This window comes from Pseudomonas maioricensis, from assembly GCF_022790535.1.
GTDB classification, from domain to species: domain Bacteria; phylum Pseudomonadota; class Gammaproteobacteria; order Pseudomonadales; family Pseudomonadaceae; genus Aquipseudomonas; species Aquipseudomonas maioricensis.
Genome location: NZ_LOHG01000016.1, coordinates 40,072 through 65,336, shown reverse-complemented (window position 1 = coordinate 65,336; position 25,265 = coordinate 40,072). Strand labels below are relative to the sequence as shown.

The window sequence follows — 25,265 nt, the reverse complement described above, 5'->3', positions numbered from 1 at the left end:
CCCGTATGGCCCTGCGCCATTGGCCTTCGTTGAGATACACTGCGCCGCTTGGTTATAACCAGCATTTGGGATCAACATGACGTTCAAGGCTCCGGACAGCCTCGCCGAGCAAATTGCTCACCACCTTGCCGAGCGCATCATTCGTGGCGAACTAAAGCCCGCGGAGCGCATTCAGGAACAAAAAGTCACGCAGGCGTTGAACGTCAGCCGCGGCTCGGTGCGCGAAGCATTGCTGATTCTGGAGCGCCGTCATCTGGTGGCAATTCTGCCGCGTCGTGGCGCGCAGGTTACAGTGCTCAACGCGCACAACGTGCAGAGCCTGTGCACGTTGATGACTGAATTGTATGTGCTGCTGGGCATTGCGGTTGCTGAAAGGTGGCAGCATCAGAGCGATCTGGCCACCTTCCTGCAAATCCAGCAGCGTCTGATTGGCAGTTATGATCGTCAGGACGTAAAAGCCTTCGTTGAGGACAGCTTCAACGTAATGCGTGCGGCCTATCCGTTTGCCGACAATCCGTATCTGCAGGAAACCGTCGACAACCTGCAACCGTCCATGAGCCGCAGCTACTATCTGGCGCTCGACCAGCGCAAAGCCGAGATGCGCGACTACCTGACGTTGTTCGAGCAACTGCTTGAGGCGGTGGTTGCTCGTGATACGGCGCGGGTTCGCAGCGTATTGACCGATTACGGTCAACGCAGCTGTCAGTTGGTGCTCTCGGCTCTGGAAGCGGGCTGATCCCATGCGGCTGAAGTGCATCAAGCTGGCGGGGTTCAAATCCTTCGTCGACCCCACCACGGTGAACTTCCCCAGTAACATGGCGGCCGTTGTCGGCCCTAACGGCTGCGGCAAATCCAACATTATTGATGCCGTGCGCTGGGTCATGGGCGAAAGCTCTGCCAAGAATCTGCGCGGCGAGTCGATGACCGACGTCATCTTCAATGGCTCCACCAGCCGCAAGCCGGTCAGCCAGGCGAGCATCGAGTTGGTCTTTGACAACTCCGACGGCACCCTGGTTGGCGAATACGCGGCCTATGCCGAGATTTCCATTCGCCGCAAAGTCACCCGCGACAGTCAGAACACCTATTACCTGAACGGCACCAAATGCCGTCGGCGCGACATTACCGATATTTTCCTCGGCACCGGTCTAGGCCCGCGCAGCTACTCGATCATTGAGCAGGGCATGATCTCCAAGCTGATCGAAGCCAAGCCTGAAGACTTGCGTAATTTCATCGAGGAGGCGGCGGGTATCTCCAAGTACAAGGAGCGCCGTCGTGAGACTGAAAACCGCATCCGTCGTACCCACGAAAACCTCGCCCGCCTGACCGACCTTCGTGAAGAGCTGGAACGTCAACTGGAGCGCTTGCATCGTCAGGCTCAGGCTGCCGAGAAGTATCAGGAATACAAAGCCGAAGAGCGTCAGCTTAAGGCGCAGCTGTCGGCGTTACGCTGGCAGGCGCTGAACGAGCAAGTGGGTCAGCGCGAAGCGGTAATCGGCAACCAGGAAATCGGTTTCGAAGCATTGGTTGCTGATCAGCGTAATGCCGACGCCAGCATCGAGCGCTTGCGCGACGGTCATCACGATCTGTCGGAACGCTTCAATGTTGTTCAGGGGCGCTTCTATTCGGTGGGTGGTGATATTGCCCGTGTCGAGCAGAGTATCCAGCACGGCCAGCAACGGCTGCGGCAATTGCAGGACGACCTGCGTGAAGCCGAGCGTGCCCGCCAGGAAACCGAATCGCATCTGGGCCACGACCGCACACTGCTGGCGACGTTGGGCGAAGAGCTGGAAATGCTTGAGCCGGAGCAGGAGATGACCAGCGCCGCCGCCGAGGAGTCCGCTGCGTCGCTGGAAGATGCTGAAAGCGCGATGCATGGCTGGCAGGAGAAGTGGGACAGCTTCAACCTGAAGTCCGCCGAGCCTCGCCGTCAGGCAGAAGTTCAGCAGTCGCGCATCCAGCAACTGGAACAAAGCCTTGAGCGCCTGGCTGAACGGCAGCGACGTTTGGGCGAAGAATTGCAATTGCTCAAGGCGGACCCGGAAGACGCCGCGATCCTACAGTTGGACGAAGACCTCGCCACTCGGGAAATGTCTCTCGAAGAGCTGCATCTTGGCGAGGAGCAAGCGGTCGAGCGTCTGGAGCAACTGCGCAACGAACTGCAGCAGGCCAATCAGGCGCAGCAGCAGGCTCAAGGCGAATTGCAGCGTTTAAACGGACGTCTTGCTTCTCTTGAAGCCTTGCAGCAGGCCGCGCTTGACCCCGACACCGGCACGGCCGAATGGCTGCGCGATCATGATCTGGCGGAGCGTCCCCGTCTGGCTGAAGGCTTGCGGGTTGAGCCAGGCTGGGAGTTGGCCGTGGAAGCGGTGCTGGGCGCCGATCTGCAAGCGGTGTTGGTGGATGATCTCAACGGTCTGGATCTGGCCGGTTTTCAACAGGGCGATCTGCGCCTGATCAGCGCCAGCAATGAGGGCGCACGGATCCCTGGCAGTCTGCTGGATAAAGTCGACAGCGACATGGATTTGACCGCATGGCTCGGCCAGGTTCGCCCCGTCGAAAGCCTCGACGAAGCATTGGCCCAGCGCAGCCAGCTGGCGGCCGGGCAGAGCTTGATCAGTCGCGACGGTTATTGGGTTGGTCGGCACTTCCTGCGGGTGCGCCGTGCCAGTGAAGCGCAAAGCGGTGTGCTGGCGCGTGGTCAGGAGTTGCAGCGGCTGGAGCAGGAGCGCGATGAGCGTGAAGCCACATTGGCAACGCTTGAAGAGCAATTGTTGACCCTGCGCGAACAGCAATCGAAACAGGAAGAAGCCCGGGAAGAACTACGGCGCCGGGTGCAGGATGAAACCCGTCAGCAAAGCGAGCTTCGGGCGCAGTTGTCTGCCGCCAAGGTCAAGGTCGAACAGCTCACGCTGCGTCGCACTCGTCTGGATGAAGAACTCGCCGAACTGGGCGAGCAACGTGCCATGGAGCACGAGCATCTGGGCGAATCACGCCTGCAACTGCAGGACGCGCTGGACAGCATGGCGCTGGACACCGAGCAGCGTGAACTGCTTCAGGCTCAACGTGACAGCCTGCGCGAGCAGCTTGACCGGGTCCGTCAGGAGGCCCGCCAACATAAAGATCACGCCCATCAGTTGGCCGTACGCCTGGGTTCTCTCAAGGCGCAGCACGATTCCACTCGGCAGGCCCTTGAGCGTCTGGAGATGCAGGCCGAGCGCCTGACCGAAAAGCGTGAGCAGCTCGATCTGAATCTGGAGGAGGGCGAAGCTCCGCTGGAAGAGCTGCGTCTGAAACTTGAAGAATTACTTGAGCGGCGCATGGCGGTGGACGATGAAATGCGTACCGCGAAGAATGCGCTGGAAGATGCTGATCGCGAATTGCGCGATGCCGAAAAGCGCCGTACCCAGGCCGAGCAGCAATCGCAGCTGTTGCGTGGTCAACTGGAACAGCAGCGGATGGAATGGCAGTCGCTCACGGTGCGTCGTACCACCTTGCAGGATCAGTTGCTGGAAGACGGCTATGACCTGCATGGCGTATTGGCGACACTGACTGCTGAAGCCAGTGAAAAGGACGCCGAAGAAGAACTCGAGCGCATCGCCGGACGTATTCAGCGGCTGGGCGCGATCAACCTTGCCGCCATTGATGAGTACCAGCAACAGTCAGAGCGCAAACGTTATCTGGACGCGCAAAACGCTGATTTGGTGGAAGCGCTGGAAACCCTCGAAAACGTTATTCGCAAGATCGACAAAGAGACTCGAAATCGCTTCAAGGAGACCTTCGATCAGATAAATAGTGGAATTCAGGCACTTTTTCCAAAAGTTTTCGGTGGTGGCTCAGCTTATTTGGAACTGACGGGCGAAGATTTACTCGATACAGGGGTAACAATCATGGCGCGCCCGCCGGGCAAGAAAAACAGCACGATCCATTTGCTGTCCGGTGGCGAGAAAGCCTTGACTGCGTTGGCGTTGGTTTTCGCCATCTTCAAGCTCAATCCTGCACCGTTCTGCATGCTCGATGAGGTGGATGCACCGCTGGACGATGCCAACGTTGGACGCTACGCGCGATTGGTCAAGGAGATGTCGCAGACCGTGCAGTTCATCTACATCACCCACAACAAGATCGCCATGGAAATGGCTGATCAGTTAATGGGGGTTACGATGCATGAGCCAGGTTGTTCAAGGCTGGTGGCGGTTGATGTCGAAGAGGCAATGGCGTTGGTCGATGCTTGATCATGAGCGGTTGGACGGGGCAGAAATGGCCGATTAATGGCTCCCCGTGAACAACTCTGTGCGGTAGATATCGCTTTGCGCGCGAACCAGATGTAACAGACGGTGTAAAGTTACCTTTGGTCGTGCTAGTTTAATGTCCACTTTTTCTTTTCGCGTGGGCAAATTGCTAGTCAGAACATAGACTTGGCACCACGTTTTAAAGGGGTTTAGGCCCTTATTTTCAGCATTCTTTACTAGAGGCACTGGATTACATGGAAATCGGTCTGCGCGAGTGGCTGATCGTCATCGGCATAATTGTCATTGCCGGTATTCTTTTTGACGGCTGGCGCCGTATGCGCGGCGGCAAGGGGAAATTGAAATTCAGGCTGGACCGCAGCTTCTCGAACCTGCCGGACGACGACGAAAGCTCGTCCGCCGAGTTGTTGGGACCGCCGCGTGTACTGGATACGCACAAAGAGCCGCAACTCGACGAGGAAGATCTGCCGTCGATGAGCGCAACACCGCGGCAAGGCAAACGCAGTAACAAACGCAAGGATGAGCCGCAGCAAGGCGACCTCAACCTGGACATGGACGGCCCGAGCCTGTTCACCGGCCGTGACGATGATTTCCAGGACGACAAGCCTGCGCAGCGCATCACTGAAGACAAGGACCTGGCGCCGGTCGAAGAAGTGCTGGTCATCAGTGTTATCTGTCGCGATGAAAGTGGCTTCAAAGGTCCTGCGTTGCTGCAGAATATTCTGGAAAGCGGTCTGCGCTTTGGTGAGATGGACATTTTCCATCGCCACGAAAGCATGGCAGGCAATGGCGAAGTCCTGTTTTCCATGGCCAACGCGGTCAAGCCCGGCGTGTTTGATCTGGACGACATCGACCACTTCAGCACCCGTGCCGTGAGTTTCTTCCTTGGCTTGCCGGGTCCGCGTCATCCGAAGCAGGCCTTTGATGTGATGGTTGCCGCTGCTCGCAAGCTGGCTCATGAGCTCAACGGTGAGCTCAAGGATGACCAGCGCAGCGTCATGACCGCGCAGACCATCGAGCATTATCGTCAGCGGATCGTCGAATTCGAACGCCGCGCTCTGACTCAGCGTCGTTGATAAAACGCATTCTTTGTCGGCTCCGTAATACTGTAGGAGCTGCCGAAGGCTGCGAAGGGCCGCAGGTCCCAAAACGCATTAACACCGGAGCAGCCTAGGCTGCTCTTTTGCTTTTGAAGAGAACACCGCATGAAAGCCGCCGAAACCCGAATCCTTGAATTGCGCGCCGAGTTGGATCAGCACAACTACCGCTATCACGTTCTCGACGAGCCCAGCATTCCGGATGCCGAGTACGACCGGCTGTTCCATGAACTCAAAGCCCTTGAAGCAGAAAATCCACACCTCGTGACGCCGGATTCGCCTACTCAGCGGGTTGGTAGCGCGGCACTGTCGGCGTTTACACAAGTACGCCATGAAGTGCCGATGCTCAGCCTGGGCAACGCCTTCGAAGAAGTCGACATGCGTGAGTTTGACCGCCGCGTAACGGAAGGGCTGGATCTGCCTGTCGGCGATCTTTTCGGTAACGGCGCGAACGTGCAGTACAGCTGCGAGCCGAAGCTCGACGGTCTGGCGGTCAGCCTGCTGTATCGCGACGGTGCGCTGGTGCGTGGTGCCACACGTGGTGACGGTACTACCGGCGAAGACATCAGCATCAATGTGCGCACCGTGCGCAACATACCGCTGAAGCTGCACGGTACGGGCTGGCCTGACGTGCTGGAAGTACGTGGGGAGGTGTTCATGTCCAAGGCGGGCTTCGAGCGCCTTAATGCGAGTCAGGCGCAAGTCGGCGGCAAGACCTTCGCCAACCCCCGGAACGCAGCGGCAGGTAGCCTGCGCCAACTGGACTCGAAGATTACTGCCAATCGTCCGCTGGAATTCTGTGCGTATGGTCTGGGCCAAGTGTCTTCGGAAATTTCAGACACCCATATCGGCAACCTGAACCAGCTCAAGGAATGGGGCATGCCGGTCAGCCGAGAGCTGAAACTGGCGAACGGCATCGACGAATGCCTGGCGTATTACCACGATATTGGCGAGCGGCGTTTGGGCCTCAGCTACGAAATCGACGGTGTGGTTTTCAAGGTCAACGATCTGGCTTCACAGCGCGAACTGGGTTTCCGTGCCAGGGAGCCGCGTTGGGCCATTGCTCATAAATTCCCGGCGATGGAAGAGCTCACGGAATTGCTCGACGTCGAGTTTCAAGTGGGGCGTACCGGGGCCGTTACTCCGGTCGCACGGCTCAAGCCCGTCAAGGTAGCAGGTGTGACGGTTGCCAACGCCACGCTGCACAACATGGACGAAGTGGCACGTCTGGGGCTGATGATCGGCGATACCGTGATCATCCGTCGCGCAGGTGATGTGATCCCGCAAGTCGTTCAGGTGGTGCTGGAGCGTCGACCCGAAGACGCGCGGGCTGTGGAAATCCCGCAAACCTGCCCGGTGTGCGGTTCTCATGTCGAGCGCACGCAGCTGATCAAGCGCAGCAAGGGCAAGGAAACCGTCAGCGAAGGTGCGGTGTATCGTTGCGTCGGGCGACTGGCCTGCGGCGCGCAACTCAAGCAGGCGATCATCCATTACGTCTCTCGGCGGGCGATGGATATCGAAGGTCTGGGCGATAAAACTATCGAGCAATTGGTGGACGAAAAACTGATCGGTTCGCCAGCCGATCTGTACGCACTGACGTTCGAGCAAATCGTCGATCTGGAAGGCTTTGCGGAAATCTCCAGCAAAAAACTTCTCAAAGCGATTGAAGACAGCAAGCAACCGACACTGGCACGTTTCATCTATGCGCTGGGTATTCCCGATGTGGGCGAGGAGACCGCTAAGGTCCTGGCCCGCTCGCTGGCGTCGCTGGAACGGGTCAAACAGGCCTTGCCTGAGGTGCTGACCTATCTGCCGGATGTGGGCCTGGAAGTGGCTCACGAAATTCACAGCTTTTTCGAAGATGAGCATAACCAGAACGTCATTGACGCGCTCCTGGGCGAGCGCGGCCTGCAGTTGCAGGATGAGGGCGGGCTCGGTGCTGAATTCGCTGCCAGCGCAACGCTGGGCGGGATGATCGACAAACTGAACATCCCGTCGGTGGGCCCCGGCGCCGCGCAGAAGCTCGCTGACAAGTTCGGCTCGCTGGAAGGCATCATCAAGGCCGACTGGCTGGACATGCGCCAGGCCTTGCCGGAGAAACAGGCCAGGGCGGTGCGTGAGTTCTTCGATAAACCGGAGAACGCCGAGCGTGGAATGGCCATCGAAGCCCAGTTGAAAGACTTCGGCATGCACTGGCAGAGCGAGAAAAAAGTCGTCGAAGGCTTGCCATTGACCGGTCAGACCTGGGTCCTGACCGGTTCTCTTGAACTGATGAGCCGCGATGTCGCCAAGGAAAAGCTGGAAAGCCTGGGCGCCAGGGTGTCGGGTTCGGTATCGGCGAAAACTCACACTGTGGTCGCCGGGCCGGGGGCAGGGTCAAAGCTGACCAAAGCCAACGAGCTGGGTTTGAAAGTGCTGGATGAGGAGGCGTTCGTGGCTTTCTTGACCAAGCATGGCATTAATGCGGAATGACCTTTACGTAGGAGCCAACTTATTGGCGAGGCGGTCAGCCTGAAAGATGCCCGCCTCTGACAAACCGCCTCGCGAATGAATTCGCTCCTACCGGGTCTTGTGCTTCATCAGGTGCAACGGAACGACGGCAACCGGCGATGATCTAGTGCATGCTGGCCCACCAGGAGATCGCCATGTACCGGTTTTTCGAACAGCTCAGTTCTCGCATTGCTGCACCCTTCGTTGGCGAAACCCGGCGTAATAGCAAGGTCTGGCAATGTCAGTGTGGTCAGTCAGTATTCTTTCCCAATACCCGGTGCCTGGCCTGCTCGGCTGCGCTGGGTTACCTTCCGGAGCAGGGGCGAATTGCTGCCCTTGAACCCGGTCCCGATCAAGACACCTGGCGGTTGAGTGACGAACCCGGAGCCGGGCTGTATCGGCGTTGCGCCAACCTCGATACCCCTGCTGCCTGCAACTGGCTGTTTCCTGCGTACGATAGCGGCGAATTCTGCATCGCCTGTAGCCTCAACCGAACCATTCCAGATTTGTCGATCCCGGAAAACGGCGAGCGTTGGTGCAAGGTAGAAACGGCCAAGCGCCGACTGGTTGCGCAGTTGATCTCTCTCGGACTGAAAGTCGTTCCCAAGACCCAGGATGAAGAGCGTGGACTGGCCTTTGAATTTCTGGGTATCGATCTGGAAGGCAAGGCGCCTACCACGGGCCACGCCAATGGCCTGATCACCCTGGATATCAAAGAGGCGGACGACGCCCATCGCGAGAAAATTCGTGTGCAAATGCACGAGCCGTATCGAACCCTGCTTGGGCATTTCCGCCATGAAGTAGGGCACTACTATTGGGATCGCTTGATCGCGAATACGTGGTGGCAGGATGGGTATCGCAACCTGTTCGGCGATGAACGCGCCAGCTATGCCGAAGCGCTGGATCATCACTATCAGCACGGAGCGCCTGCCGACTGGCAGCAAAATTTCGTCAGTGCCTATGCCACCATGCATCCGTGGGAAGACTGGGCTGAAACCTGGGCACATTACCTGCACATGATGGATGCGGTCGATACGGCACTGGGTTTTGGCATGAGCGCCCGCGATATGGACCTGGATTATCAGCCGTTTCCGCTGGAGACACTCTACGACCCTCAGCACCCCGGCGGACCGGCCTTCCTGTCGTTCGTCAACGCCTGGATCGAATTGGCGGGCATGCTGAACGAACTGTCACGCAGCATGGGCCAGCCGGACTTCTACCCGTTCATTCTGCCCCCTGCGGTGATCACCAAACTGCATTTCATTCACTTGGTGATCCAGGATGCAGGTGGCAAAGCGGATGAAGTATTGCAGGCGCAGTAGGGACTTGCTCCATCACGCAGATCTGTAGGAGCTGCCGAAGGCTGCGATGCGGTGAGTCAGGCAGAATGCTTTCGCAGCCTCCGGCAGCTCCTACAGATTGAGTTATGGCAACGAGTTGCTTACTCCAAGACTAAACCTTCAACACCAACTTCCCGAAATTCTCCCCCTTGAACAGCCTCTGCAATGTTTCGGGGAAGGTTTCCAGTCCGTCAACGATGTCTTCACGACTCTTGAGTTTGCCCTGGGCCATCCATCCGGCCATCTCCTGGCCTGCAGCGGCGAACTTGCTCGCGTAATCCATGACCACGAAGCCCTCCATGCGAGCCCTGTTGACCAGTAGCGACAGGTAATTGCTGGGTCCCTTGACCGGCGATGTGTTGTTGTACTGGCTGATTGCGCCACAGATCACGACCCGCGCCTTGGGTGCCAGGCGGCTGAGCACCGCATCAAGGATGTCGCCACCCACGTTGTCGAAGTAAACGCTCACGCCATTGGGGCATTCACGCTTCAACCCTGCCAGTACATCTTCGCTCTTGTAATCGATAACCCCATCGAATCCCAGTTCATTGATCAGTGATTCACATTTCTGCTTCCCGCCCGCGATACCGATGACGCGGCAGCCTTTCAATTTGGCGATTTGCCCGGCCACACTGCCTACTGCGCCCGCAGCACCGGATATCACTACAGTGTCGCCACTTTGCGGCGCGCCGACATCCAGCAGGGCGAAATAGGCGGTCATGCCGGTCATGCCCAGAGCGGAGAGATAACGGGGCAGCGGGGCAAGGTTCGGGTCTACCTTGTAGAAGCCTTTGGGCTCACCCAGGAAGTAATCCTGAACACCCAGTGCACCCTGGACAAAATCACCCACGGCGAACTGATCATTTTGCGAGCCAACAACTTCGCCCACGCCCAGCGCCCGCATCACTTCGCCCAACCCGACTGGAGCAATGTACGACTTGCCTTCATTCATCCAGCCGCGCATTGCAGGGTCCAGCGACAGATAGTGATTTCTGACCAGAATCTGCCCACTGTTCAGTTCGCCGACCGGTACTTCCTGATAGGTGAAGTCTTCGCGGCTCGCCTCGCCGACCGGGCGTTTTGCTAGCAGGAATTGGCGGTTAGTCTGGGTGCTCATGGCAGCTCCTTGTGAGAGGTTAAACGTTTATTGAAGTCTCTGAGTCGATGCCCGGCAAGTGAAGATCAGCTTGCGAATACGATTCGATCCAGTTCGATGATGAGGCGCCTTATATAAAAGGCTCCGTTTTTTCAAGCGTGGCAGGTAATTCCGGTGTGATTAATGTGTAAGTTTTTACGGGTGTGTATGCAAGTATGACTAAATAGCCGTTTAGAAATGTGCAGTAAGATTTGCGTGGTATTGCAGGGTGTTGTGACCTCTTCATTTATGGAAAAGTGCCGCTCCCCGAGTGAGGGGCGCACTATTTCAAATGGAGTCATACATTGAAGAAGACAATAAGCTCTCTTGCCGCACTGGTCATGGCTGTTTCGTTCGCTGCTCAGGCAGTCGCTAATCCTGCAGATCCTCTGCATATCTCCGGTGACTATACCTGCACAGGGTTCGATAGCCATGACGGCGCCTTTAAAGGCGCCTTGACGTTAAAGCTGGACGAGCAGGCCAGTCATTTTCAGCAGGGCTTTGGCGCTTATCAGTTCAAGCTGGACGTCGATATCGATGGGCATGCCTCAACGTTCTCGGGCTATGCCGCAGCACAGCGTCAATCCCTGGCGATGTATTTTGCCAACGACAGCAAACAGGCACCCACGGATCGTGGCGTCGGTCTGGCACTGATTAGCCATGATCAGGATTCAGGCGGAAATTACATTACAACGTTACACAAGTCTTATTATCTGCCGGATTACATGCGTACTTCGAAAGAGGGGAAAGGACCCGGTGGGCGAGGCACAGAAGTCTGCACTAAGGTTATAAAGCGATAGTTGGCGATACAGGATGAGCTGCTTGAGCGGTAAGTGCTGAATAAAGCTTGAGGGGAGGCTCACCACCGCCGGTGTGCAGAGGGATGACAACACGATCGATATTCCAGGGTAAATAGTTATGCAGGTAGATCAATAGCCCAGACTGATCTACATTACTCGCATTGCCTGAAACTTGAGTTGCCGTAATGTCTTCCATCTGTATGCCTACCCTTTACCCGAACGTCCTGCGCCCTGGAGATGCGGTCGCTCTGGTTTCACCGGCTGGTCCGGTCGCGGCAGGGAAGGTCGAAAGTGCGGTTGAGGTTCTTAAAGGTTGGGGGCTCAAACCTCGAATCTACCCTCACGCACTGGACACTCATTCCTTTTATGCCGGGACAGATGAACATCGGCTTGCTGACTTCAACGCAGCGCTGGCTGACCCGGAAATTCGTGCAATATTCTGCAATCGTGGTGGCTATGGCGCACAACGTATCGTTAGGCATCTGGACTTCGATGCAGTGCGGCGTGATCCAAAACTGGTAATCGGGTTTTCCGACATCACGGCTTTTCACGGGGCGCTCTGGGAGCATGCCCGACTGGCAACCATTCATGGCCCGGTGGCCAGCCAGCTGGAGCGGGGAGGCGTGTTCGTCAGTGGCCTGCGGCACGCGACCATGAGCACCGAACCGGTTCTGGTGACAGCCAGTCCAGCCGAAGCCACTTTTGATGTGCGTACCCGGGGCAGCGCCCGCGGCGTATTGCTGGGCGGCAATCTGAGCATCCTGAGCAGCAGCGTGGGCACCGATTACATGCCGGATCTGAACGGCGCCATTCTGTTGATCGAGGATGTGAGCGAAGCGGCCTATCGCGTCGACCGCTTGCTTACCCACCTGCTTAACAGCGGCGCTTTAGAGGGCCTGGCGGGTATCGCTGTAGGTCAGTTCAGTGAGCCAAAGGGGTCTACAGGCTCGATCACCCATTCAAGCGTATTGATGGAACGACTTGGCGATCTGGGCATTCCTGTACTGGGTGGCCTTTCCATCGGTCATGACGCCGTCAATTACGCAGTACCATTGGGCGTTGAAGCCACCCTTGATGCGGATGCCGGTACCTTGCAAGTAGGTGCTGCCACTCGCTGAACCTGCCTTGCACATGTTCAGCGCTCGAACCCTGGTCATTGCTTCAAATCGGGCTTTTATCAGGCGTTCGAGCAGTGCAGTCGAGCTGGTTTAGCTGAAAATTTCAGTGTCGTGGACTGGGTGTGGTCAGCGTCGTGTGCCGAATCCATCCTGAAAACGACTCCGGCATAGCTATTAGCCATTATCTCGGCGTCAATCTCTTGTACATCCCTGAAGCCGTTGCGAATCTGCACGATTATTGAATGACGTGATGAAAAGGTACTGATTCAGTGGCCTTCACGCTTTGAGTGATCGAACGGAGATGAGCGCTATGATTTCGGCCGTGCAAGCTCGCGTAGCCAACCTCGGAATGGCGAAAAAACTTGGCGTTGGTTTTACGCTGGTTTTGCTCCTGACCGCGTTGGTGGCGGCCATTGGTGTCTGGTCGCTTAAAAGTATCAGCGTGCATTTCGATGGGTTGAAGCAGATGTCGTCCCTGAACAGCGGGCTGCTCAAGGTTCGATTGCTTGAGCAGGAATACGCGTTGCATAGCGACCCTAAGTTGGTTGAGCAACTGCACACTGGCGTCGATGAGTTGAATGCACTCGCCGAACAACTGAAAAGCCAGTCCCCTGCCAGCGAGTCGCGCATGACCGACGTTCAGCAGACGCTGGTTGCCTACCGCAAGACCTTCGATCAATTTGTCGATATCAGCCAGAGCAAGGATATTGCTCTGGAAATGGCCAGTTGGTCGGTATCAAGCGTTGCCAACAATTTAGATGTCCTGCAGGCCGGACTGGCAGATGACGGGGCCTATGGGCTCAAGGACTCGAAGGGCGAGCAGGGCTCGGAGTTCATTGAGCAGGCCAACCAGGTCAGTCAGGTTTCCAGATTGATGATGCAGGCCATGGATGAGGCCCGTGTGCGCCTCGACAAGAGTCGCAAGACAGGCTCGGGTGACGAGGTTAAAACCGGCCGGATCGAACAGGCCGATGAGGCCAAGGCCCTGGCTGAAGAACTCAAAGGGGTGGTCAAGGATGAGGGGTACCTGACGGTGTTGGGGGAGGTCAGCACGCATATCGTCAACTTCACCGAAAAGCTCAACGAGTACACCGATCTGCTTGCCAGCGAGGCGCAGGTCTCGTTGCAGTTGGCAGCCAATGCAAGGCAGGTCGTCGAGCAGGTCAAACAGGCCTACGCTGCTGAAGATCAGTCCATGCAGACGCAGCTTGGCATCAACACCTTGCAGATTATCGGTTCATCGGTGGTTGCTTTGTTGGTAGGAGTCATTGCTTCGCTGTTGATCACCCGCCTGATTGTTCGGCCACTGCGAAGTGTGATTGCCATTGCTCAACGTATTGCTGCAGGTGATCTGAGCGGTGGCATTGATGTGCAGCGTCGGGATGAGATCGGCCAGTTAATGCTCGCCATGCAGCAGATGGGCGCTGGTTTGAGCGGTATTGTCAGGGGGCTGCAAGCAGGCATCCATCAACTGGCCGTCTCGGCGCATTCCCTTTCAGCCGTGACCGAGCAAACCCATCGCGAAGTCAGTAGTCAGCAGGAGGAGACCGACCAGGTTGCGACCGCCATGAACCAAATGACGGCAACGGTGCATGATGTCGCCCGTAATGCCGAGGAGGCGGCGTTTGCTGCGCAGAGTGCCGACGATAAAGTTACCAGCGGTCAGACCGTGGTACGCCAGAGCCTGCAGCGTATCGAGCAACTGGCCAGTTCGTCGGCATCAGCGAGCAGCAGTATTGAAAACCTCAGTGCTGAAATCCAGAACATTGGCACAGTGCTGGGGGTGATCAAAAGCGTGGCCGAACAGACCAATCTTTTAGCACTGAACGCGGCCATCGAAGCTGCGCGTGCGGGTGAGCAGGGAAGAGGCTTTGCAGTGGTTGCCGATGAAGTACGGGCTCTGGCCAAACGTACTCAGCAATCCACCGAAGAAATCGAACGTCTCGTGAGCAGTCTTCGCAATGGTGCGTCCGCCTCCGTGGCGCAGATCCAGAGCAGCGGTGAGCTGGTCAAACTTGCGGTCAGCGATGTGCTGCAAACCGAAAGTGCACTGGGCAGCATTGCGTCGGCAGTGTCGATGATTCAGCAAATGAATCAGCAAATCGCAGCCGCGGCACAAGAGCAGACTTCAGTGGCTGAAGAGATCAACCGCAGCGTCACCAGCATTCGCGCGAGCGCCGATCAGTCCGCTGTGGCCATGCAAGGCAATGCGACGTCGAGTATTGAGCTGGCGTCGCTGGGAACCGAACTGAAAGGGATGGTTGGGCATTTCAGGTTGTAGGGTGACTGGGTTTTTGCCGGCCTGTAGGAGCTGCCGAAGGCTGCGAAGCACTTAGCCTGATGCAGCGCCATCGCAGCCTTTGGCAGCTCCTGCAGATCGCATGTATTCGAAGCGACCGGCCTCTACCTGCCTCTACCGGCGTGAACGCCCATTCAGGATCACCAACGTCAGAACCCCCGCCACAATCCCCCAGAACGCAGAGCCAATGGACAGCAGGGTCAGTCCCGAGGCGGTCACCATGAAGGTGATCAGTGCCGCTTCGCGCTCTTTGGGTTCGTTCATGGCGACTGTCAGGCCATTGATGATCGAGCCGAACAGCGCAAGGGCGGCAATCGACAACACCAGCTCCTTGGGAAACGAGGCAAACAGCGCGGCTAACGCTGCGCCATAGATCCCGGCAATGGCGTAGAACACTCCGCACCAGACTGCAGCGGTGTAACGCTTGTCACGATCTTCGTGAGCGTGGGCGCCGGTGCAAATGGCTGCACTGATAGCAGCGAGGTTGATCCCGTGGGAGCCGAACGGTGCCAGGACCAGTGAGGCGATGCCGGTTGCAGAAATCAGCGGAGAGGCCGGCACGTGGTAGCCATCAGCGCGTAACACTGCGACGCCCGGCATATTCTGCGAAGTCATGGCGACCACAAACAGCGGAATACCAATGCTGACGGTCGCCGCCAGGGAAAACTCTGGCGTGGTCCAGACGGGCATCGCCACTTCAAGTTTGAAACCGCTGAAATCCAGTAAGCCGAGCCATCCGGACAGTGCCGTCCCCACCAGCAGAGCGGCCAGCACCGCGTAGCGTGGTGACACCCGCTTGATCAGCAAATAGGTAAAGAACATGCCCAGTACCAGCGCGGTGCGGTGTTGGGCGGCGACGAAGATTTCACTGCCAATCTTGAACAGAATGCCCGCCAGTAAAGCCGCTGCAAGGGATGCCGGAAGCTTTTTTACCAGCCGGTCAAAGCTGCCGGTCACGCCGCAGATGATCACCAGAACTGCGCAGGTAATGAAGGCGCCGATCGCTTCGGGATACGCCACGCCGCCCAGGCTGGTAATCAGCAGCGCTGCGCCGGGGGTCGACCATGCCACGGTGATGGGTGTTCTGTAGCGTAAGGACAGGCCGATGCTGCACACGGCCATGCCCATGAATAATGCCCAGATCCACGAAGAGATTTGCCCACTGGTGAGCCCCGCGGCCTGACCAGCCTGGAACATCAGCACCAGCGAACTGGTGCAGCCCGTCATCATGGCAATGAAGCCTGCGACGATGGCGGCGGGCGACGTATCGGCGAGAGGGCGCAGACGGGTGGGGTTTGAAGCGTTCATCGATCCATCCTTGAGCGTGTGCAACGGCAGGCGACAAGCGTAAACGTAGTGCTATCAGAGTGTTGCGATACAGCGGCATTCGTAAACGTGAGTACAGTTACGATGTGCTCAGGGCAATCGTTCAGCTCAGCAACAGAGAGCCCGTAGGGCCGAAGGATTATCTGCGAATGGACCGGCCTCTGTCGGCTAAAAGCGAGGCCTACAGGTCCGGTGCTGGATTTTTAATCATCCTCACGAGAAACAGGCCGCGCACCGCTCTGCAACGTTTTGCCCAGCGCCTCGTTGACTTGCAGCCAACCGTCGACCGCCTCGCGACCCGCCTCGGCAAAGACCCGTTGCAGCAGCTTCACCTGTTCGCGGCGCAATGCCTGTTCGAATTTCACGCCTTCTTCAGTCAGGCCGAGTAAACGCTTGCGCTTGTCGCTGTCCGGGGCTGCGCTCTGGACCAGATCCATGGCAATCAGTTGGCGCAGCGGTGCATTCAGCGCTTGCTTGCTCACGCCGAGCACGCTGAGCAGCTCTTTCACGCTCAAGCCGGGGTAGCGAGCGATGAAAAAGACGATGCGCTGATGCACGCGGCTGAAGCCTCGTCGGGCAAGCATTTCGTCTGCTTTGGCCGTGAATGCCTGATACCCGAAGAAAAAAGCTTCCATGGCGATTTGCTGAGATGCGGAGTTTTTAAGGTCAAGCATATTGACGTATCTAGGTCCGGCGTCGTAATTTCGGTCAACCAGTTTGACTTATTTCCAATTACTTCGGCTAGCGGTGATCTCAATGGCTTTCTCCGAACGCGTGTCCCGGCTTAAAAGTTCTCTGATTCGTGAAATCCTTGCCGCAGCGCAGCGTCCGGAAGTCATGTCCTTCGCGGGTGGCCTGCCTGCCGAAGCGATGCTGCCTCGGGTGGAGTGGGCGGACATGCCTGTTTCGCTCGGCCAATATGGCATGAGTGAGGGCGAGCCCGGATTGCGCGAGGCCTTGGCTGCTGAGGCGCGGGCGATTGGTCTGCAGTGCGATGTCAGCCAGGTGCTGATTGTCAGTGGTTCGCAGCAGACGCTGGATCTGGCCGCCAAGCTGTACATCGATAAAGGCACGCAGATCGTGCTTGAGGCGCCGACTTATCTCGCGGCGCTGCAAATATTCCAGTTGTTTGGTGCTGACTGCCTGACCGTCCCGCTACAGGCCGACGGCCCTGATTTACCTGCTTTGCGACAGCAACTGGAGCAGCACAACCCTGCGTTTGCTTACTTGATTCCGACCTTCCAGAACCCGTCCGCAGTGCGTTACAGCGAAGCCAGTCGTGAAGCGGTGGCTGCCTTGCTCGATGAGTTTGGCGTGACCCTGATCGAAGACGAACCTTATCGTGACCTCACGTTTGATGGGGGCAGTGCCAGACCTATCGCCAGCCGTTTGCAAAAGGCCAGTTGGATCTACACCGGCACCGTGTCGAAAACGCTGCTGCCGGGTCTGAGGGTCGGTTACTTGATCGCCAGTCCGGATCTGTTCCCGCATCTACTGCGTTTGAAGCAGTCGGCGGATTTGCACACTAACCGGTTGGGCCAGTGGCAGGCGCTGCAATGGATTGGCACCGAGCACTACCGTGAGCATTTGTCTGAGCTGCAGAGCTTCTACCGTCAGCGTCGGGATGCATTTGAGGCTGCACTGAAACGACATTTTGCCGATATAGCTGACTGGAACAGTCCGCAAGGTGGTCTGTTTTTCTGGCTGACGCTCAAGCAGCCAATGGACACACGGAGCTTGCTCGACGAAGCGCTGAGGCAGGATGTAGCGTTTATGCCGGGGGAGCCTTTTTTTGCTGATCCGGATGCCAACCTTGGCTACCTGAGGCTGAACTTCAGTCATATTGATCCGGCCCGTCTCGATGAAGGCCTGAAAAGATTGGCAGCGGTCGTGCGTCAGGCCCGTTTAGAGCAAGTCGCGTAATGGCGTGGACCAGGCGAAGCATTCAAGGAGAAGGGTATGTATAAGGTTTACGGCGATTACAATTCGGGCAACTGCTACAAGATCAAGCTGATGCTTAGCCTGTTGGGTGTTGAGTACCACTGGGTGCCGGTGGACATTCTCAACGGTGAAACCCAGACCGCTGCGTTTCTGGAGAAGAACCCCAACGGCAAGATCCCGGTGCTGGAGCTCGAGGACGGGACTTGCCTGTGGGAGTCCAATGCGATTCTCAATTTCCTGGCCGATGGTAGCCAGTACCTGCCGGGTGAGCCGCGGTTGCGTACGCAGGTGTTGCAATGGCAGTTCTTCGAGCAATACAGCCATGAGCCGAGTATTGCCGTAGCACGCTTTATCCAGTTTTACCTTGGGTTGCCTGACGAGCGACTTGAAGAGTATCGCTCGCTGCACAAGGCAGGTTACCGCGCCTTGGCGGTGATGGAGCAGCAACTGAAGCGCACGCCGTTTCTGGTAGGGGAGACCTTCTCCATCGCCGATATCGCGCTGTACGCGTATACCCACGTTGCCCATCAAGGCGGCTTTGATCTGACGCCTTATCCAGGCATCGAGCAATGGCTGGAGCGAGTGAAGGCGCAGCCCGGCTATGTCGGCATGCTGGATTGATCGTCAGAGGCACCTGAAAAAACCGGTCACGCAACATGACCGGTTTTTTTATGTCCGATTGTTTTAGCAGGTTGAAATCGCTGGGTCGGGCTGGCACTGGCCGTTAATCTTCGCGCCGGTCGGGATCAGCTTTGCCCATCCATCACAATCACTCTCGGGAAAGGAGTTCCACATGCGCTTTTCAATGATGGCCGTTTTGACATTCATGGCGCTGGGCATCGGCTGCTCTGCTTCTGCCCAGACAGCAGACTGCAATGCCAATCAGGCGGCCATGAACCGCTGTGCAGGTCAAAAGCTGGCTGCGCTCGATGCTGAGTTGAACAAGCAGTACAAGGCGCAAATGGCCTATTTGCAGAGCCCGGCGAAAAAACAGGCGCTCAAGGGCGCGCAGCAGAAATGGATCGCTTTTCGTGATGCGGATTGTCTTTATCAGGTCGGCAAGGCTGAGGACTCCGGCTCAATCTGGCCGCTGCAGCAGTCTCAATGCCTGGCCGAACATACTCAAGTGCGGGTCGAGCAGTTGAAGGCGTATTCGACGTGCCGTGAGCAAGGCTGCCCGAACTGATGTCGGGCAGTCAGCATTCAATCAGACGGCTGCGAAGCGCTGATTCAGATAGTCGATGATCACTTTGGACTCGTACATCCAGGTGGTCTTGCCGTCCTCTTCAATACGCAGGCAAGGCACTTTGATCTTGCCGCCCTCATTGAGCAGTGTCTGACGATCCTGTTCATTGTTCTTGGCGTCGTGCAGCACAACCGGCACATTGAGCTTGTGCAGGGTGCGTCGCGTCTTGACGCAGAACGGGCAGGCATTGAACTGATAAAGGCTCAGATTTTTTGCTGATTGCTCGACGGCTGCCTGAGCCTCGGGCGTGCGTTTTTTCTTCGCCGGGCGGGTGATGAAGTCGATGAAGATGACCAGTTGGCCCAGACCAACCCTTAATGCCTTGATAAACACGTGAAGACCTCGCAGAAGACGGGCGTGAAGTGATCGCCCGCGCCCGGCGAATGCTCAGCCGGGCAGGGCGTCAATCACTTGATGAGGCTGAGGAACTCGCCGCGGGTTGAAGCGTTATCGCGGAATTCGCCGAGCATTACCGAGGTGATCATTGAAGAGTTCTGCTTTTCAACGCCGCGCATCATCATGCACATGTGCTTGGCTTCGATCACCACCGCGACACCCAGCGCACCGGTAACCTGCATGATCGCTTCGGCGATCTGACGGCTGAGGTTTTCCTGGATCTGCAGGCGACGAGCATACATGTCGACGATGCGAGCGACCTTGGACAGTCCCAGCACCTTGCCGTTAGGGATGTAAGCAACGTGCGCCTTGCCAATGAACGGCAGCAGGTGGTGTTCACACAACGAATACAGTTCGATGTCCTTGACCATCACCATTTCGCTGGCATCGGAGCTGAACAGGGCACCGTTGGTGACCTCTTCCAGAGTTTGTTCATAACCGCGACACAGGTACTGCATCGCCTTGGCAGCGCGCTTGGGAGTGTCGAGCAGACCTTCGCGGGAAACGTCTTCCCCCAGTTGGCCAAGGATCGCGGTGTAGTTCTGTTCCAGTGTCACAGGGGTTGATTCCATAAGGTTTTCAGATAGGTACCATGTCGGGTCGTACCAATGTTGTACCAATCCAGCTCTATTCGAGTTTCCCGATCTCGCCCAATCAGCGCCCGAGTCAAGCGGATGCATAAATCGACAGCGGGATTTGCCGCTTCGCTTAAGCCATTGCCGGGCTTTTTCTGGCAGGTCGCACATAGTAGCGTAGGTGCGACTGTAGTTGTATTGCCGTCTATTACAGAAGGGCCTATTGGTGTGACAGCAGGCTGGTCGTTCAGGTTTTTTAGCTGAAGGCACAGCAGTCGAGAAGGTGGACATCCCGGTAGATTTCTTCACCTTTTTCGATCTCTGCTTTGCGCAGATCGTAGGACGCTTGAAGATTCAACCAGAATTGCGCAGATGTACCGAGTGCCGTTGCGAGACGCAATGCGACATCTGCACTGATGTTGCGTCGTTCTCTGACAATATCGTTGACTGTCGGGGCCGAGACATGAAGCGCGCGGGCGAGTGCTGCCGGGGTCACCCCCAGTGGCTCAAGAAACTCTTCCTTGAGAATTTCTCCCGGATGTATCGGGCGCATGCCGTTCTTATGCATGGTTCACCTCAGTGATAGTCAACAATTTCTATATGTTCCGGTCCATTGCTGCCCCATACGAAGCAAACTCTGAACTGAGCGTTGATGCGTATGCTGTGCTGGCCTTGTCTGTCCCCCTGAAGCTCTTCAAGCCTATTGCCGGGTGGTGACTTGAGATCTTTCAGCGCAGTTGCAGCGTCGAGCATCGCCAGCTTTCTTTCAGCTACATTTTTCACCCCGCTCCAACGTCTGGTCTTGCCGGTTTCAAAAAGCGTCTGGGTATCGATGCAGCGAAAGCTCTGAATCATCTATAATGCTTAACGTTATTCGTTAAATTTCGAGTATATAGGAGCGTACTTATTTATCAAGCGGCATCTCTGGGGGGGGGGGATTGTACCCAGTCGCTTACCAACCCCGTACCAACCCGCTACAGACTTAACACCTCCTGTGCTGTCTGAATGAACAGGTAACAAATACCTGTCGCATGAGAGAGTTAAGTGATGTTTGGTCGAATGGTGAAAGTGGCAATGGTGATTGCAGTGCTGTCTACAGTTTCAGGCTGTTGGCCGTTCTGGGGTCCAGGCGGACCCGGCGGGCATGGAGGCGGTGGTGGGCATGGCGGCGGTCACTATGAAGGTGGCGACCGCGGTGGTCCGGGTGGCGGCGGCCCTGGCGGGCGTCCATAACGCCCCCGGCGCTGACTCAGGCTGCGACGGTCTATTCGTCGCGGCCTTCCATCATGGTCCGTTTGAGCATGACGTACACCGCGCCTGCGCCGCCATGTTTAGCCTGACACGAGCAGAAGCCCAACACTTGCGGGTGTTGTCGCAACCAGGTGTTGACGTGGCTTTTGATCATCGGCCGCTTGCCATCCAGGCGCACTGCCTTGCCATGGGTAACGCGCACGCAGCGGATTTCCAGTTTGGTCGCTTCTGCAAGAAACTCCCACAAGGTTTCCCGTGCGACCTCAACGGTCATGCCGTGCAGGTCCAGACTGCCTTCGAAGCTGATCTGGCCAAGCTTCAGCTTGCGCATCTGGCCTTCCTGAACACCATCGCGTGACCAGCTCAGCACATCCTCTGGTCCGACATCGATTACGAACTGATCAGACAATCCGTCGACTCTTGTCGAGTCGGTGCGCACCGTCGCGGACTGGCGCAGTTTGGCCAGGAGTTTGCGGTCGGTTTTCGGTTTGCCTACATCGGCATATTCTTGCTTGATGGGCTTGACGCCGCGTAACTCGTTTTTGAACAGGGAAAAGTCATCGTCTTGCATGTCAGCCTCCGCGAAGGAGGCTAGTTTAACCAAGTCGCAGTGTCAGCGGTGGCGTGATCCCGATATAGGCGCAGTGAGGCGGGACTGGCTAAAGCCGGGAAGAGGCCGGTACAGCCAACAAAATTTGATGTCAGGAAGGCCGCTTTCCCGGCTAAAGCCGGTCCCACGACATTATCTGCACGGCCTGTCAGTCATGCTTCTTCATCAAATGGGGCGACATGTTCAGCCCGTTTTTGCGGCGTCGGCCCAGTCGGCAGCGGCGCCAAAGCCAGATGCCCGCATAAAGAACCAATAGACCACCCAATACCATCAGGCCGGCGCCAAGCGGGCTGGCATTGAGTTCACCCAGCGCTTGAGGATGACCGATCAGGCTGGAAATACCTGCCATTGCCAGCAACACGCCGAAAGTCGCCAACAGGGCAGCAATGGCTGAGCCAATGCGGACGCCCCAACTGCCCGATCCTTTTGGACGCAGGCGACGGGCATCAAAACCGTCGGATACTTTCATTCTGATTTCCTCCAGAGTATCGGGGTCTGACCCGGACAAGCGTCAGCGGGTTCCCGTTGTCAGGGAATCAGAGGCAAATGGCGGGTATTAATGGATAGGCGGTAATGTGAACAGCGTCACATGACCGCCCAAACGACACTGGCTACAGGAAGCCAGGCGTGGGGCAGTCCGGCGTTGAGTGATCGTGCTCGTAGCCGGGCAGGGCAGATAGTTCTGGAGGTGTAGCGCGATTCAGATCAGGTCTTTGGTCAGGGCAAGGGTCGCGAAGTTATCGTTCATGATCGCCATTTCAGTGCGGTGAACGATATGCGCTCTAACAACGCCATCCGGGCTCGGCAGGTCGCGCGTCGCACAGGCATCGTCTACCAGGGTGCAGCGATAGCCATAATCCTTCGCCGCACGCACCGTGGTGCTGATGCTTGAGTGGCTCATGAAGCCGCAGACAATAAGGTCCAGATGACCAAGGCTTTGCAGCAAATCGTCCAGCCCGGTGCCGTTGAAGGCGTTCGGCAGGCGTTTTTCAACCACCTGTTCACCTTCGAGTGGCTTCAAATCAGGCATGAATTCGCCGCGTTCACCTTGAGGATCAAACAGACCGCCCACAGTGCCAAGGTGGCGGATGTGCACAATCGGGTTTTTACCGGCGCGAGCTGCGCTGACCAGTTTGTGGATATTGGCTGCCGCCTCATTCACGCCGGTCAGAGCCAGCGGACCACTGAGGTATTCTTTCTGTGCATCGATAATGATCAGCGTGGCATTGCTCAAAGTGGCCGCTGCATAGCCACGGCCGCTGAGTTGAAACATGGTCTTTGGATCGGACATCTGGGGCTCCTTTGTGTGGGGCTTTTGCGACATTCTCCTCCGCTTGAGCGGTTCTGGGAATGGCGGCGATGAGAAGCTCCGGTTTCTCTGGCCTTTAGCGGCCTAGATGTTTCTCGGCGGCCAGCATTATGCCTTGATTAAAAAGCTGCGTATCCAAAACCATCGTCGTACGTGAGGCAGGTCAGTAATGGCACTCGGGCATCGTGTGTTACGGTCATGGCTGCTAGAATCTCAAGACGTATTCCAAGGAGCTTGCCCCAGTGATCACATCCCGCTTGCGCACTGTGCGCGACCATATCCGTTGGGCGGTCAGTCGCTTTCACGAAGAAGACCTGTTTTTCGGACATGGTACCGATAATGCCTGGGACGAGGCGCGCCAGTTGGTTCTGGGTGCACTCCATCTGCCTTGGGAAATTGCCGACAGCTATCTGGATTGCCGTCTGGAGCTTGATGAAATTTCCGAACTGCAGCGTCTGATTGCACGACGCATCGACGGGCGTGTGCCAACCCCTTATTTGCTGGGCGAAGCATGGTTTTGCGGCATGTCGTTCATCGTCGATGAGCGGGTGTTAATCCCGCGCTCACCGATTGCCGAGCTGATTGAAAACCACTTCGCACCCTGGCTGGCCAATGAGCCAGCACGCATTCTCGACTTGTGCACGGGATCCGGTTGCATCGGTATTGCTTGCGCTGATGAGTTTCCGGAAGCCGAAGTGGTATTGGCTGATCTGTCTTTCGAAGCGTTGGAAGTTGCTAACCAGAACATCGAGCGTCACGGAGTGGATCAGCGCGTCTACACCGTTCAGGGCGACGGCTTTGACGGTCTGCCGGGTCAGCGCTTTGACCTGATCGTCTCTAATCCGCCTTATGTTGATTCAGAAGATTTCGCGGACATGCCGGATGAGTACCAGCACGAGCCCGAACTGGCTTTGGCCTGTGGCAGTGACGGCCTGAATCTTGTGCGGCGGATGTTGAGCCAGGCGGCCAATCATCTGACCGAGAAGGGGCTATTGATCGTTGAGGTCGGCAACAGTCAGGTTCACGTGCAGGCGCTTTACCCGGAAGTCGAATTTGCCTGGCTGGATTTCCTGCGCGGCGGCCATGGGGTATTCATGCTCAGTGCGGCTCAGTGTCGTGAACATCAGGCGCTGTTCGAATCTCGGGTTTGATCGATCAAAACCGGAGGCGCTCGCGATGAGCGCCTCCGTTTGACGATTAGCGGTGCGTTGCAATCCAGATCAACAACCCGGCCTGGAAAACTGCAAACGTCACCAGGCAGGCGATGGTGAAGCGCAAGCCACTGTCTTCACGCTTGTACTTACCGACCCGATCCTCGTGCTGACGGATCAACACTTCTTGTTCGATCATCTTTTTCTCGGCGCCTTCCAGCATCTGTGATGCTTCGAGAATCTCGATAATCTGAATCTTGTCGTTATTCCAGGTGCTGTGCAGGTTGCCCACCTGTACTTCCTTGAAGCTGCCTTTCATGTGCTGCGCGTCGGCGTACGCAACTTCGAAGCCTTGAGTCTTCAGAAAGTGGTCGCGGCGCAGGCGAGTGTCTTCGTTCAGGCCGTCCTTGCTGGGCAGTGCAAAGGTCTCGACTTTGTAAGCCGACCACTTTTTCTGCGCCCAGTGGATACCTTGAGCGATCAAAAAGCGCCCGATACCGCGGTTCCATGGCTCGATCTGCAAGCCTGAATCGGGGCCGAAGCGCACGATATGCTTTTCATGATCTACCCATACGTCCAGATGGTTCTGCTCGCGACGCACCCGTTGCCCAGGCAACTGGATGTTCATGCGCAGCAGGCTCACTTCCTTGCTGTGACGTTCGGCACGGCCAAACTGTACAAAACGCAGTGGACGGCCACCGGTGGCGCGGTCGGTCTGCAGCGGGGCCAGACGCAGCATCAAAAAGTGTTCCGGCTTGACGTCGTCCCACAGCTGCGCAGGCGCTGAAGCTTGCGCTTCAGCGACGTCGGTATCTTCAGTGGTTTTGGGTAGCGCTGTTGTTTCTGTCATGTTTACGGCAATCCTGTCCTTGACCCTGTGCAGCAAACACAGCGCCAGCAAATCCCTATCGGCAGTTTTTACGAGTCCTGAAGGGTG

The 25,265-nt window shown here is 56.9% G+C and carries 24 protein-coding genes and 1 pseudogene; 13 read left to right on the top strand and 12 right to left on the bottom strand.

Going from position 1 to position 25,265, the window contains the following annotated elements; genetic code table 11:
- Positions 1-76: 76 nt before the first annotated feature.
- The 5 genes from AUC61_RS21330 (at position 77) to AUC61_RS21310 (ending at position 9,153) form a co-directional block, all read left to right on the top strand.
- On the top strand, positions 77-736 hold the full coding sequence (locus AUC61_RS21330) for a GntR family transcriptional regulator (protein ID WP_243248121.1): 660 nt from the start codon (positions 77-79) through the stop codon (positions 734-736).
- A 4-nt stretch (positions 737-740) separates the two neighbouring features.
- The gene (smc, locus tag AUC61_RS21325) at positions 741-4,229 is read left to right on the top strand and encodes a chromosome segregation protein SMC (protein ID WP_243248120.1); all 3,489 of its coding nucleotides are present in this window, start codon (positions 741-743) and stop codon (positions 4,227-4,229) included.
- Positions 4,230-4,480: 251 nt separating this feature from the next.
- The gene (gene zipA, locus AUC61_RS21320) at positions 4,481-5,320 is read left to right on the top strand and encodes a cell division protein ZipA (protein WP_122665617.1); all 840 of its coding nucleotides are present in this window, start codon (positions 4,481-4,483) and stop codon (positions 5,318-5,320) included.
- 129 nt (positions 5,321-5,449) lie between these two features.
- Complete coding sequence (gene ligA / locus AUC61_RS21315) at positions 5,450-7,813, top strand: NAD-dependent DNA ligase LigA (protein WP_243248119.1); 2,364 nt, start codon at positions 5,450-5,452, stop codon at positions 7,811-7,813.
- A gap of 173 nt (positions 7,814-7,986) precedes the next feature.
- A complete protein-coding gene (locus AUC61_RS21310) occupies positions 7,987-9,153 on the top strand; it encodes a zinc-binding metallopeptidase family protein (RefSeq protein ID WP_243248118.1) in 1,167 nt (388 codons plus the stop codon).
- 130 nt (positions 9,154-9,283) lie between these two features.
- Here the strand turns inward: AUC61_RS21310 and AUC61_RS21305 are convergent, their stop codons facing one another.
- A complete protein-coding gene (locus AUC61_RS21305; protein WP_243248117.1) occupies positions 9,284-10,288 on the bottom strand; it encodes an NADP-dependent oxidoreductase in 1,005 nt (334 codons plus the stop codon).
- A 323-nt stretch (positions 10,289-10,611) separates the two neighbouring features.
- On the opposite strand from AUC61_RS21305, the gene AUC61_RS21300 reads away from it, so the two are divergent.
- Positions 10,612-11,106: a hypothetical protein gene (locus AUC61_RS21300; RefSeq protein ID WP_243248116.1), complete on the top strand. Its 495-nt coding sequence runs from the start codon at positions 10,612-10,614 to the stop codon at positions 11,104-11,106.
- Here AUC61_RS21300 and AUC61_RS21295 read toward each other — a convergent pair.
- Entirely contained in the window at positions 11,093-11,302 is a 210-nt protein-coding gene (locus tag AUC61_RS21295) for a hypothetical protein (RefSeq protein WP_243248115.1), read from the bottom strand. The genes AUC61_RS21300 and AUC61_RS21295 overlap by 14 nt on opposite strands.
- Between AUC61_RS21295 and AUC61_RS21290 the strand changes: the two genes are divergently transcribed.
- The 3 genes and pseudogenes from AUC61_RS21290 to AUC61_RS26730 all read left to right on the top strand — a co-directional run bounded on the left by AUC61_RS21290 (position 11,292) and on the right by AUC61_RS26730 (position 14,505).
- The gene (locus tag AUC61_RS21290) at positions 11,292-12,224 is read left to right on the top strand and encodes a S66 peptidase family protein (RefSeq protein ID WP_243248114.1); all 933 of its coding nucleotides are present in this window, start codon (positions 11,292-11,294) and stop codon (positions 12,222-12,224) included. The genes AUC61_RS21295 and AUC61_RS21290 overlap by 11 nt on opposite strands.
- Before the next feature lie 301 nt (positions 12,225-12,525).
- Positions 12,526-13,644: pseudogene (locus tag AUC61_RS26735) on the top strand (HAMP domain-containing protein); the annotation flags it as partial.
- Entirely contained in the window at positions 13,624-14,505 is an 882-nt protein-coding gene (locus AUC61_RS26730) for a methyl-accepting chemotaxis protein (protein ID WP_422765567.1), read from the top strand. The pseudogene AUC61_RS26735 and the gene AUC61_RS26730, both read left to right, overlap by 21 nt.
- A gap of 132 nt (positions 14,506-14,637) precedes the next feature.
- Here AUC61_RS26730 and AUC61_RS21280 read toward each other — a convergent pair whose 3' ends face one another.
- Together AUC61_RS21280 and AUC61_RS21275 are read right to left on the bottom strand one after the other, a co-directional pair.
- Positions 14,638-15,831: a benzoate/H(+) symporter BenE family transporter gene (locus AUC61_RS21280; RefSeq protein ID WP_122665610.1), complete on the bottom strand. Its 1,194-nt coding sequence runs from the start codon at positions 15,829-15,831 to the stop codon at positions 14,638-14,640.
- Between the two features lie 221 nt (positions 15,832-16,052).
- Complete coding sequence (locus AUC61_RS21275) at positions 16,053-16,523, bottom strand: MarR family transcriptional regulator (RefSeq protein WP_243248113.1); 471 nt, start codon at positions 16,521-16,523, stop codon at positions 16,053-16,055.
- Between the two features lie 82 nt (positions 16,524-16,605).
- Between AUC61_RS21275 and AUC61_RS21270 the strand changes: the two genes are divergently transcribed.
- From AUC61_RS21270 to AUC61_RS21260, 3 genes are all read left to right on the top strand, one after another.
- Positions 16,606-17,772, top strand: coding sequence for an aminotransferase-like domain-containing protein (locus AUC61_RS21270; protein ID WP_243248112.1), 1,167 nt, complete (start codon positions 16,606-16,608; stop codon positions 17,770-17,772).
- Between the two features lie 36 nt (positions 17,773-17,808).
- Positions 17,809-18,411, top strand: coding sequence for a glutathione S-transferase family protein (locus tag AUC61_RS21265; protein WP_243248111.1), 603 nt, complete (start codon positions 17,809-17,811; stop codon positions 18,409-18,411).
- Positions 18,412-18,583: 172 nt separating this feature from the next.
- Positions 18,584-18,976 carry a lysozyme inhibitor LprI family protein gene (locus tag AUC61_RS21260; protein WP_243248110.1) on the top strand — a complete coding sequence of 131 codons (393 nt, stop codon included), beginning with the start codon at positions 18,584-18,586 and terminating at the stop codon, positions 18,974-18,976.
- A gap of 21 nt (positions 18,977-18,997) precedes the next feature.
- Here AUC61_RS21260 and AUC61_RS21255 read toward each other — a convergent pair whose 3' ends face one another.
- From AUC61_RS21255 to AUC61_RS21225, 7 genes are all read right to left on the bottom strand, one after another.
- Positions 18,998-19,369, bottom strand: a complete 372-nt coding sequence (locus AUC61_RS21255) for a glutathione S-transferase N-terminal domain-containing protein (protein WP_243248109.1) — start codon at positions 19,367-19,369, stop codon at positions 18,998-19,000.
- Between the two features lie 74 nt (positions 19,370-19,443).
- A complete protein-coding gene (gene folE, locus AUC61_RS21250; protein WP_243248147.1) occupies positions 19,444-19,989 on the bottom strand; it encodes a GTP cyclohydrolase I FolE in 546 nt (181 codons plus the stop codon).
- Between the two features lie 274 nt (positions 19,990-20,263).
- Complete coding sequence (locus AUC61_RS21245) at positions 20,264-20,575, bottom strand: HigA family addiction module antitoxin (protein ID WP_027898900.1); 312 nt, start codon at positions 20,573-20,575, stop codon at positions 20,264-20,266.
- An 8-nt stretch (positions 20,576-20,583) separates the two neighbouring features.
- Entirely contained in the window at positions 20,584-20,862 is a 279-nt protein-coding gene (locus AUC61_RS21240) for a type II toxin-antitoxin system RelE/ParE family toxin (RefSeq protein WP_243248108.1), read from the bottom strand.
- A gap of 409 nt (positions 20,863-21,271) precedes the next feature.
- Entirely contained in the window at positions 21,272-21,829 is a 558-nt protein-coding gene (locus AUC61_RS21235; RefSeq protein WP_243248107.1) for a Smr/MutS family protein, read from the bottom strand.
- A gap of 187 nt (positions 21,830-22,016) precedes the next feature.
- Positions 22,017-22,337, bottom strand: a complete 321-nt coding sequence (locus AUC61_RS21230; RefSeq protein WP_243248106.1) for a hypothetical protein — start codon at positions 22,335-22,337, stop codon at positions 22,017-22,019.
- Positions 22,338-22,568: 231 nt separating this feature from the next.
- Positions 22,569-23,159: a cysteine hydrolase family protein gene (locus AUC61_RS21225; protein ID WP_243248105.1), complete on the bottom strand. Its 591-nt coding sequence runs from the start codon at positions 23,157-23,159 to the stop codon at positions 22,569-22,571.
- Positions 23,160-23,419: 260 nt separating this feature from the next.
- Between AUC61_RS21225 and prmB the strand changes: the two genes are divergently transcribed.
- Positions 23,420-24,328, top strand: a complete 909-nt coding sequence (prmB, locus tag AUC61_RS21220; protein ID WP_243248104.1) for a 50S ribosomal protein L3 N(5)-glutamine methyltransferase — start codon at positions 23,420-23,422, stop codon at positions 24,326-24,328.
- 46 nt (positions 24,329-24,374) lie between these two features.
- Here prmB and AUC61_RS21215 read toward each other — a convergent pair whose 3' ends face one another.
- The gene (locus tag AUC61_RS21215; protein ID WP_243248103.1) at positions 24,375-25,178 is read right to left on the bottom strand and encodes a hypothetical protein; all 804 of its coding nucleotides are present in this window, start codon (positions 25,176-25,178) and stop codon (positions 24,375-24,377) included.
- Positions 25,179-25,265: the final 87 nt, after the last annotated feature.